This window comes from Aminobacter sp. P4_H6_2 (assembly GCF_056400805.1).
The window spans coordinates 1-7222 of the sequence record NZ_JBFUKO010000272.1 but is presented as its reverse complement, the minus strand read 5'-3'; the positions used below and the strand labels follow the sequence as shown (position 1 = coordinate 7222).

Below are 7222 nucleotides of genomic sequence, written 5' to 3'. Positions count from 1 at the left end.
CGTCCGACAGACGCCCACAGGCGCGGCCGTTCAAGAAAACATCGCCGGCGTCAGGGCGCTCGAGCAGGCCAGCCGTATGCAGCAGCGTCGACTTGCCAGCGCCGGATGGCGCCACGAGCGCCACCATCTCACCAGGCTTCAGCGAAAAATTGGCGTTGTTGAGGATCGTCAGCTTGCGCGAGCCCTGCTCATAATGGCGCTCGACGCCCTTGAGCTCGATAACATGCTCGATGCCCATTATTCGTACCTCAGTGCGTCGACCGGATCGAGCGTAGCCGCCCGCCATGCTGGAAACAGTGTCGCGAGGAACGACAGTACAAGGGCCATCAGCACCACCGAGACGGTTTCGCTGACATTCATCTTGGCCGGCAACTGGGACAAGAAATAGAGCTCCGGATTGAACAGGACGGTGCCGGACAGCCAGGAGAAGAACTGCCTGATGCGCTCGACATTAAGGCAGATCACGACACCTAGCAGCACACCCGCGATGGTGCCGGTCATGCCGATGGCAGCCCCGGTCATCAGGAAGATGCGCATCACCGCGCCACGCGTCGCGCCCATCGTACGCAAGATGGCGATATCGTGGCTCTTGTCCTTCACCAGCATGATCAGGCCCGAAATGATGTTGAGGGCCGCGACCAGCACGATCAGCGTCAGGATCATGAACATGACATTGCGCTCGACCTGCAGAGCCGAGAAGAAAGTCTGGTTGCGTTGTCGCCAGTCGGTCAGGAAGATCGGCCGTTGTGCGGCCTCCTCGACCTTGGTCTTCAGCGCGTCGACATCGTCGGGATTGTCGACATAGATCTCGATCGACCCGACCTTGCCTTCGGAATTGAAATAGAGCTGCGCCTCGTTGAGCGGCATGAACAGGATCGACGTATCGTATTCGGACATGCCAACTTCGAAGATGCCAACGATCGGATAGGCTTTGACGCGCGGTGTCGTGCCCATCGGCGTCACGTCGCCGTCGGGCGAGACAAGCCGGATGGAATCGCCCAGCACCAGGCCCATATTCTCGGCCATGCGCTTGCCGATGACCACGCCCTCGCCATTGTCGAAACCGACGATCGAGCCTTGCTTAATGTTGTTGGCGACCAGCGTCACCTTGCCGAGGTCACTGCCTCTGATACCACGCACCAGCGCGCCGGCACCCGCACCGACATTGCCTTGGGCAAGTACCTGGCCTTCGACCAGGGGGATCGCGTATTTGACGCCGGAAACACCATTGATACGGTCGGCAACCGCCGCGTAATCCTCAAGCGGCGTGTCGATCGGCGTCACGATCAGATGGCCGTTGACGCCGAGAATGCGGGTCAGTAGCTCGGCGCGAAACCCATTCATTACCGCCATCACCACGATCAGCGTGGCAACACCCAGCATGATGCCGAGGAAGGAAATCGAAGCGATGACGGAAATCACCGTCTCCTTGCGCTTCGAACGCAGGTAGCGCCACGCCACCATGCGCTCGAACACCGAGAAAGGCCCTGCGCCCGCCGGTTTCGCCGCCACCACTTGGTTCATGCCTTGACGCCCAGTTTGGCCAGTGCCTGCGCCACCGGCATCGTCTCGCGTTCGCCGGTCTTGCGATTCTTAAGCTCGACCTCGCCGGCTGCCGCGCCACGCGGGCCAACGATCACCTGCCATGGCAGGCCGATCAGATCGGCGGTGGCAAATTTGCCGCCGGCGCGCTGGTCGGTGTCGTCATAGAGCACGTCCTTGCCCGCCGCTCCGAACGCCTTGTAGAGCTCGTCGCAGATGCGGTCGCATTCGCTGTCGCCGACCTTCATGTTGATCAGGCCGATGTCGAAGGGTGCCACCGCCTCAGGCCAGATGATGCCGTTTTCGTCATGGCTTGCCTCGATGATCGCAGCGATCAGGCGGCTCGGCCCGATGCCGTAAGAGCCCATCGAAACGAAATGCTCCTTGCCGTCGGGACCCATGACCTTGGCGCCCATCGGCTTGGAATATTTCTCGCCGAAGTGGAAGATATGGCCAACCTCGATGCCACGCGCCGAAACCTTGTCGGCTTCGGGCACTGCGGCCCAAGCGGCTTCGTCGTGCATTTCTTCGGTCGCTGCGTAAGGCGTCGTCCATTGCTTGACGATGCCGTCGATCTCGCCGTCATTGGCGAAGTCAGTCGCAGCGCCAGGCACCGGCAGGCCAAGATAGTYGCGGTGGCAGAACACCTGGCTTTCGCCGGTTTCGGCTAGGATGATGAATTCGTGGCTGAGATCGCCGCCGATCGGGCCGGTGTCGGCGCGCATCGGGATCGCCTGCAGGCCCATCCGCGTGAAGGTGCGGAGATAAGAGACGAACATCCTGTTGTAGGCGGCCTTGGCGCCGTCGAAGTCGAGGTCGAAGGAATAGGCATCCTTCATCAGGAATTCGCGGGAGCGCATGACGCCGAAGCGCGGACGGACCTCGTCGCGGAATTTCCATTGGATGTGGTAGAGGTTGAGCGGCAGATCCTTGTACGACTTGACGTAGGACCGGAAGATTTCCGTGACCATTTCTTCGTTGGTCGGGCCAAACAGCATGTCGCGCTCGTGGCGATCCTTGATGCGCAGCATCTCCTTGCCGTAGTCGTCGTAGCGACCGCTTTCGCGCCACAGGTCTGCCGATTGGATGGTCGGCATCAGGATTTCGAGCGCACCGGCCCGGTCCTGCTCTTCGCGCACGATCCGGCAGATCTTGTCGAGCACCCGCTTGCCCAGCGGCAGCCACGAGAAACTGCCGGCGCCCTGCTGTCGGATCATGCCGGCACGCAGCATCAGCCGGTGGGAAATGATGTCCGCCTCGCGGGGATTTTCTTTCAGAATGGGCAGGAAATAGCGCGACAGACGCATCGAATGTTCCATGAAAACGATGATGCCGGAATCGGCACGAGAAAGAGGCTTGCTTGAACGCGCTTCATAGCCATTTCAAGGCCGAATGGAAACCCGCGCAGTCCGTTTCGACGCAGCGTCACAATACCCTGACTGGTTGATGGGCAGCATATGCACGTCAATTGTGCATTGCAGCACAGGAATGCCCGCTCGGAAGCAAAATTCCGCGTGACATTCCATTTCCGGTTAGTCTAATGTGCCTTGATAACCGAGAGGGCGGAGAATAAATCCGCTCTCCTACGCGGTCAAAGTCTTGGGAGGATGCGATCTAGGCGCGATAACTCGCTGCCGCCGGTTACCGGAAAGCAGGTCGGACGCGTTTAATTGCAAGGCCTTGTGCCTTGCATTTTTTTTGGCCGAACAACAGCTTGCCGCACGCCCCTAAGAAACGACCTTAGCCGCGTTCCCTAAGCTCTGGAATGCGTCATTTGATCTCGGGGATGAACTGCGGAAAATCGTCGAAACTGTAGCCCAACCCTTTGGTGACGGCATAAAACGCGCCAATCAAGAGAGCTGTTACCAGGGTCGTCCACAGCATGGCGCGTAGCATATGCGGCCCACGCGGCGCGCTCGCCTCGGTCCCTGGCGCCACATCATGAGCTTCGTCCTGAGTCTTGACGCCGAAGGGCAGGATGGCGAACAAAGTTAGCCACCAGAAGACGAAATACATCGCGGCGAGTGAAATCCAGGTCATGCCTGCTCCAATTCGACCAGTGTTCCCTGGAAATCCTTGGGGTGAAGAAACAACACGGGCTTGCCATGTGCCCCGATCTTCGGGTTGCCGTCGCCGAGCACGCGCGCGCCCGACGCCTTGAGGTGGTCACGCGCCGCCAGGATGTCGTCGACCTCGTAGCAGACATGATGCATGCCGCCCGACGGGCTCTTTGCCAGGAACGCCGCAATCGGCGAACCCTCACCGAGTGGCTCGAGCAGTTCGATCTTGGTGTTGCCGACATCGATGAAGACGACAGTCACGCCGTGTTCGGGCAGTGCCTGCGGCTCGGTCACCTCAGCGCCGAGCGTGTCGCGATAGACAGCGCTCGCCGCCGCCAGGTCCGGCACGGCAATGGCGACGTGATTGAGACGTCCGAGCATATCAGGTCCTGCCCTCAGCGGGTGACGAACACCGTCACCAGCGGTTTCTTACCCCAGGCTTCGTTGGCCGCGCCGCGCACTGCGCGACGCACGGCCTCCTGAACCAAGTCGAGGTCTTTTCGGCGGGCACGGGGTATGGAGTCCACGGCGCCTATTGCCGCATCGAGCATCAATTCCTCGAGCGCCTCGCCGCCAGCATCTGCTTCGGCGACACCGATCGCCACCAGATCCGGATCGCCTGACAGTTCGTACTTATCGTCGAGCACGACATTGACGGCAACATGGCCGGCAAAAGACAGCTTGCGCCGGTGGCGGATGCCCATCGCCTCGTCGGAGCCGATCAGCTTGCCGTCCTTGTAGACGCGGCCGAAGGGCACCTGGTCGATGATCTCGGCGGCACCCGGCCAGAGCCTGAGCATGTCACCGTCGCGAATCTGCGCCACTTCGGGAATGCCCGACATCGACATCAAGGAACCCTGGCCGACAAGATGGGCAGCTTCGCCATGCACCGGCACGCCGATGCGCGGACGAACCCATTCATACATGCGCTTGAGTTCGCTGCGSCGYGGGTGTCCAGAGACRTGSACCARCGCATCGCCRTCCTCGATGATCTTGATGCCSWGGTCGATSAGSYGGTTCTTGATCTCGAGGATCGCCTTCTCATTGCCCGGAATCGTTCGCGAGGAAAACACGACAGTGTCGCCAGGCGACAGTGCCACCGACTTCATCTCGTCGCGCGCCAGCTTGGCCAGTGCCGCACGCGGCTCGCCCTGGCTGCCGGTGCAGATCACGACAAGGTTTTCGCGCGGGATGTAGCCATAGTCATCTTCGGAGACGAATTCCGGAAGCCCGTCCATGTAGCCAAGCTCGGTCGACACATCGATGACGCGCTTGAGCGAACGGCCCATGACCAGAACCTGACGGCCAGCGTCGCGCGCGGCTTCCGCGATCGAACGGATACGGCCGACATTGGACGAGAAGGTGGTAACGGCAACGCGGCCCTTGGCTTCTTCGATGACCTTGCGCAGGCCCTGGCCGACCTGCTGCTCGGATGGCGAGTCGCCCTCGCGCAGCGCGTTGGTGGAATCGCAGATCAGTGCGAGCACGCCCTTGTCGCCATAGGCGCGGAAGCGTGCCTCATCGATCATGGGCCCGATCTCCGGGGCAGGGTCGATCTTCCAGTCGCCGGTGTGGATCACGGTGCCGGCAGGGGTGGTGATCGCGAGCGAAACCGGCTCGGGGATCGAGTGGCTGACCGCGATCGCCTCGATCTCGAAAGGCCCGACGGTGAATTTTTCGCCGGCACGATAGATGGTCACCGGAATTTTCGGCGCGCCCTGTTCCGACTGCCGCTTGGCTTCAAGCAGCCCAGCCGCGAAAGGCGTCATCCAGACAGGTGCCTTCAGCTTCGGCCATGTGTCGTGCAGCGCACCGTAGTGATCCTCGTGCGCATGCGTGATGATGATGCCGCGGAGGTTCTTCAGCTCTTCCTCGATGAAGCGGGTATCGGGCAGCACAAGGTCGACGCCCGGCAGCGYCGCATCGGGGAAAGTCACGCCAACGTCGATGATGATCCACTCGCGCGCATTCGCCGGCCCGAAGCCGTAGAGAGCGAAGTTCATGCCGATCTCGCCGACGCCGCCTAGCGGCACGAATACGAGCTCAGCGTTTTCCGCTTTCGCCATCCTAGAAATCCTTTCAGGCCTGTCAGGCCGCGCCGGCCGAAGCGACCGCGCCGAAATGTACATCGCCAGCGGCGATCTTTACCGTTTCACCTTTAGCGTCACGGATCACGAAGCGGCAATCCTCGTCGATGGTCTCGAAGACGCCGCGCACCACATTTCCCTCAATCCGCACGGCGACTTCGCTGCCCAGGCCTGCCGCACGCGCCAGCCAGCGCTTGCGGATTCCAGCCAATCCCCGGCCTTCGGCCCAGATGCGTTCGTTTTCGCTCCAGGCATCGGAGAGCGCCAGGAACAACGTCTCGGCATCGACGCCGGCACCAAGGCTGGTAAGCGAGGTCGCCGGATATGGCACGTCCGTCGGATGGGCCACGACATTGACGCCGATGCCAATCGCAATCGCCAACCTCCCTTGCCCGAGCAAGGTCGATTCAAGCAGGATACCGGCAAGCTTGGCGCCGGATGCCAGAACATCGTTTGGCCATTTCAGCTCGAAGCGCTTGACGCCCTGCCCGCTGCCGCCGTCCACGCCGACCGAAAATCGGGCGTTGGGCGCCACCGCATCGAGCGCATCGGCAAGTGCGAGGCCGGCAACGAAACCAAGCGTCGCGGCATACTGCAGATCGTGGTCGAGAACCTTGAGCAAGGTCGCAGCCAGATTGCCTTCCGGCGTCGCCCAGACGCGGCCACGCCGACCTCGCCCGCTTTCCTGCTTCTTGGAAACGACCCAGAGCTTGCCCGGGTCGCCTGCCAGAGCCCGCTCCAGCGCCAGTGCATTGGTCGACCCTACCGCGTCGTGGGCTTCCAGGCGAAAGCCGTTGCCACTTGCGGTCGGTGCGAGTTGGAACCCCATACCGTCAGAAGAATGTCTTGGCAGCAGCTTCCGCCATCTGCCCGACCGGACCGCCAATCAGCACGTAGAAAAGCACGAACGCACCGGACAAGCCGAGCACGAGGCGAAGCTCGCCCGCCATCGGCTGGAAGCCGCCGACCGGCTCATCGAACCACATGATCTTGATGATGCGCAGGTAATAATAGGCGCCCACAACCGAGGCCAGCATGCCGATCACCGCCAGCGCGTAGAGCTTTGCGTCCATCGCTGCGAGGAACACGTACCACTTCCCCCAGAAGCCCGCGAGCGGCGGGATGCCGGCCAGCGAGAACATCAGGATGGTCAGGATCGTCGCCATCATTGGATTGGTCGAGGACAGGCCGGCGAGATCGCTGATCTGTTCGACATTGCCGTCCTTGCGGCGCATGGCGAGGATGAAAGCGAAGGTGCCGAGCGTCATCACCAAGTAGATCAGCATGTAGATGACAACGCCGCGCACGCCAGCTTCRCTGTTGGCAGCGAGGCCAACCAGTGCGTAACCCATGTGGCCGATCGACGAATAGGCCATCAGGCGCTTGATGTTTCTCTGGCCGATTGCGGCAAACGAGCCGAGCAGCATCGAGGCGATGGAGATGAAGACGATGATCTGCTGCCAGTCGCTGCCGATCGGCTCGAACGCCCCCATGGTGACGCGCACGATCAATGCCATCGCCGCCATCTTGGGG

General features: G+C 61.5%; 8 protein-coding genes. All 8 read right to left on the bottom strand.

The genetic code is table 11. The features are described 5' to 3' along the window. A partial coding sequence (locus AC1DUU_RS18665) for an ATP-binding cassette domain-containing protein (protein WP_476784896.1) occupies positions 1-238 on the bottom strand: 238 nt, incomplete at its 3' end. Next, positions 238-1524 carry a lipoprotein-releasing ABC transporter permease subunit gene (locus AC1DUU_RS18660; protein ID WP_476784895.1) on the bottom strand — a complete coding sequence of 429 codons (1287 nt, stop codon included), beginning with the start codon at positions 1522-1524 and terminating at the stop codon, positions 238-240. The genes AC1DUU_RS18660 and AC1DUU_RS18665, both read right to left, overlap by 1 nt. Further along, positions 1521-2849, bottom strand: a complete 1329-nt coding sequence (gene proS, locus AC1DUU_RS18655) for a proline--tRNA ligase (protein ID WP_476784894.1) — start codon at positions 2847-2849, stop codon at positions 1521-1523. Before proS ends, AC1DUU_RS18660 begins: the two co-directional genes overlap by 4 nt. A gap of 463 nt (positions 2850-3312) precedes the next feature. Continuing rightward, positions 3313-3582, bottom strand: a complete 270-nt coding sequence (locus AC1DUU_RS18650) for a DUF1467 family protein (RefSeq protein WP_476784893.1) — start codon at positions 3580-3582, stop codon at positions 3313-3315. After that, positions 3579-3983 (bottom strand): methylmalonyl-CoA epimerase, encoded by a 405-nt coding sequence (gene mce / locus AC1DUU_RS18645; RefSeq protein ID WP_476784892.1) that lies wholly within the window; start codon positions 3981-3983, stop codon positions 3579-3581. The genes AC1DUU_RS18650 and mce overlap by 4 nt, the downstream gene beginning before the upstream one ends. 14 nt (positions 3984-3997) lie before the next feature. Further along, positions 3998-5668 (bottom strand): ribonuclease J, encoded by a 1671-nt coding sequence (locus AC1DUU_RS18640; RefSeq protein ID WP_476784891.1) that lies wholly within the window; start codon positions 5666-5668, stop codon positions 3998-4000. 22 nt (positions 5669-5690) lie between these two features. Beyond that, positions 5691-6518, bottom strand: coding sequence for a biotin--[acetyl-CoA-carboxylase] ligase (locus AC1DUU_RS18635; RefSeq protein ID WP_476784890.1), 828 nt, complete (start codon positions 6516-6518; stop codon positions 5691-5693). Between the two features lie 4 nt (positions 6519-6522). Next, positions 6523-7222: NADH-quinone oxidoreductase subunit N (locus AC1DUU_RS18630; protein ID WP_476784889.1), on the bottom strand; the 700-nt coding region annotated here is incomplete at its 5' end.

Coding starts and splice junctions, on each gene's coding strand:
- AC1DUU_RS18660 (WP_476784895.1), bottom strand. CDS start 1,524: ATGAACCAAGTGGTGGCGGCGAAACCGGCGGGCGCAGGGCCTTTCTCG.
- AC1DUU_RS18650 (WP_476784893.1), bottom strand. CDS start 3,582: ATGACCTGGATTTCACTCGCCGCGATGTATTTCGTCTTCTGGTGGCTA.
- mce (WP_476784892.1), bottom strand. CDS start 3,983: ATGCTCGGACGTCTCAATCACGTCGCCATTGCCGTGCCGGACCTGGCG.
- AC1DUU_RS18635 (WP_476784890.1), bottom strand. CDS start 6,518: ATGGGGTTCCAACTCGCACCGACCGCAAGTGGCAACGGCTTTCGCCTG.